At 73.6% G+C, this 2,834-nt stretch carries 2 protein-coding genes and 1 pseudogene; 2 read left to right on the forward strand and 1 reads right to left on the reverse strand.

The window, feature by feature from the left end; translation table 11 throughout:
• Window positions 1–277, forward strand: a pseudogene (locus ACPYOM_RS21495) (hypothetical protein); the annotation flags it as partial.
• Window positions 278–493: 216 nt separating this feature from the next.
• On the opposite strand, the gene ACPYOM_RS21500 reads toward ACPYOM_RS21495, so the two are convergent.
• Window positions 494–1,432: an AEC family transporter gene (locus ACPYOM_RS21500; protein WP_481339267.1), complete on the reverse strand. Its 939-nt coding sequence runs from the start codon at window positions 1,430–1,432 to the stop codon at window positions 494–496.
• Between the two features lie 78 nt (window positions 1,433–1,510).
• Between ACPYOM_RS21500 and ACPYOM_RS21505 the strand changes: the two genes are divergently transcribed.
• The gene (locus tag ACPYOM_RS21505; protein ID WP_481347514.1) at window positions 1,511–2,635 is read left to right on the forward strand and encodes an LOG family protein; all 1,125 of its coding nucleotides are present in this window, start codon (window positions 1,511–1,513) and stop codon (window positions 2,633–2,635) included.
• Window positions 2,636–2,834: the final 199 nt, after the last annotated feature.

Below are 2,834 nucleotides of genomic sequence, written 5' to 3' on the forward strand. Positions count from 1 at the left end.
TCCGTCGTCGGCAGCGTCAGATGTGTATAAGAGACAGTACGACCAGTCCCCCGAGGCAGCCCAGGCCGGCGAGGGCAACGGCAGCGGCGGTGCGTCCGATGCCTCCGAGACCTCCGACACCTCCGACACCTCCGACGGTGGTGGCGACGCGGCTGGCGACCCGGGCGGTGACGTCAACGCGGCCGGTGAGGGCTTTGGTGCCGGGGACCTCGGCGGCGACTGGGGTGGCGGCGGCGACTTCGGCAGTGACTTCGGCGGCGGCTTCGGCGACTTCTGACCGCGCACCGCGCCCGCACGGCCTGCCCCGCTCCCGCCCCCGCCCGCTCCGGCCCGCACGTCACGGCAACACACCGAGCAGTCGCCAACACCGCACGGGTATTCCCGGGGTCCCTGGCAGCTGTTCGGTGTGTTGCACCGCCGGGGCGATCCGCGAGCCGGCCGGGGTCGGCGGCCGGGCGGTCGGGGCGCCGGGCGGTCCCGGCACGCCTGCTGGTCAGACGCCGGCGAGGCCGTGGAAGAGGGCCGCGATCGCGAGGATGACCGGGATCGAGGCGAACGTGCTGACGAAGATGACGTCGCGGGCGAGGTTGACCTCTCGGCGGTAGCGCACCGCGTACGTGAAGATGTTCTGGGCCGTCGGCAACGCGGCCGTGACGACGACGGCGAAGAGCGCGTCGCCACGCAGGCCCAGGGCCAGGCCGACGGCGAGTGCGACCGCCGGCATCAGCAGCACCTTGATGCCGACGATGGCCCACACGTGCTCTGCCGCCCCGCCCGTCGCCGGCCGCGGACCACGCCGCAGCGAGATGCCGAACGCGACGAGCATGGACGGCACGGCCATCCGTCCGAGCAGGTCGACGGGGTCGGCGACGACCCGCGGCAGGTGCACGTCGAACACCGCGATGAGCAGCCCGGCGACGGCGCCGAGCGTGATCGGGTTGCTGAACATCCGTCGCAGGGACCGCAGCAGCCTCGGCCGCTCGCCGCGGGCGTCGCTGTCGAACAGGGCCATGTAGACCGGCGTGATCACGAGCAGCTGCATGAGCAGCGTCGGGGCGACCCACGCGACGTCGCCGAGGACGTAGAGGGCGATGGGGATGCCGAGGTTGCCGGCGTTGACGTACGCGGCGGACAGGCTGCCGACGAGCCGGGACCCGAGCGTCCCTCCGGCCCAACGGAACCGGGCGATCGTCAGGTAGAGGACGACGACGACGGCGAAGCTGATGAGCGACGTGACGAGGTTGGCCGACAGGACGGCGTCGAGCGACGTGCGCTGCATGACGGTGAGCAGCAGCGCGGGCGAGGCGACGTGGAAGGCCAGCCGCGAGAGGGTGACCTGGGCGCCTTCGTCGAGGATGCGGCGGTCGGCGAGCAGCCAGCCGACCGCGACGATGACGGCGATCGTGGCGAAACCCTCGAGGACGGCGAGCACCTCGCGATCCTCGCAAACCCGGCGCCGGCGCCGGTGCCGCGTCCACGCCCGGAGCGACGGCCACGGCAGGATGACGCCATGGAGATCGAGAGCCTCGAGGCCCTGGACGACCACCTCGACGCCGGGTCGCCGCTCGGGGGGCTGCGCCTGCAGGGGCTCGACCTCACCGGCTACGCGCAGCGGTTCGCCGAGCACGCCGACCTGACCGGCCTGGTCGTGCTCGGAGGGACGGTGCCGATCGAGGTCACCGAGGTGCTGCTGCGCCGCGGCGCCATCGTGTTCCCCGGCATCGCCGACGCGCCCGTCGACCCGTGGCGCGGCCTGTACCGGCCCGAGGACCTCTACGCGGGGCTCGAGAGCGGCTACGACGCGACGCCCGACGCGCGGGCCTACCGCTGGTTCCGTGACGCCCGCCTGCGCACCGACGCCTACTGCACGCTCGTGCGGGCGATCCACGACGACACCGTGACCGACGAGCTCGACGAGCTGGTCGCGGGACGCTCGGTCGTCGGCGTCATGGGTGGCCACCGCGTCGAGCGCGGGACCGAGGCGTACGCGGCCGCGGCCCGGCTCGGGCACCGTCTGGCCGCCGACGGGCACGTCGTGGCCACCGGGGGCGGTCCGGGAGCGATGGAGGCGGTCAACCTCGGCGCGCTGTGCCGCGACGCCGCCGACCTCGACGATGCCCTGGGGCGGCTCGCCGCCGTGCCGACGTTCCGGCCGTCGGTCACCGACTGGGCGCGCCTCGCCCTCGCGGTGCGCAGCGACCTGCTGGGCGACGAGCCGGCCCTGCCGACGGAGTCGCTCGGGCCGACGGCCCGTTCGCTCGGGATCCCGACGTGGTTCTACGGGCACGAGCCGCCGAACGTCTTCTGCGACGCCGTGGCCAAGTACTTCTCCAACGCGATCCGCGAGGAGGGCCTGCTCGCCCGCAGCACGGCCGGCGTCGTCGTGCTCGGCGGTGCCGCCGGCACGGTGCAGGAGATCTTCCAGGCCGTGACGCCGCTGTACTACGCCCTCGACGACGCGCACCTGCCGCCGCTCGTGCTCGTCGGGCGCCGGCAGTGGTCGGTCGAGGTGCCGGTCTGGCCGACGCTGCACGCGCTCGCCGCCGACCGCCGGATGGCCGGCGCCGTGCACCTCGTCGACGACATCGAGGAGGTGCCGGGGATCCTCGCCGCCGGTCCCGCCGCGGACACCTGACCGGAACCGCGCCACGGCGCGATTCTGGACCGCTCAGGGCACGGCCGGTAACCACAACCGCGCCACGGCGCGGTTTCGGACCGCTCACGGCACGATCGGCCCGCCACAACTGCGCCACGGCGCGGTTTCGGACCGCTCACGGCACGATCGGCCCGCCACAACCTGTCTCTTATACACATCTGACGCTGCCGACGACGGA

Source organism: Monashia sp. HAY1-2A, assembly GCF_056755315.1.

Bases quoted from the DNA above. Each gene is read 5' to 3' on its own strand.
- ACPYOM_RS21505 (WP_481347514.1), top strand. From the start codon at position 1,511: ATGGAGATCGAGAGCCTCGAGGCCCTGGACGACCACCTCGACGCCGGG.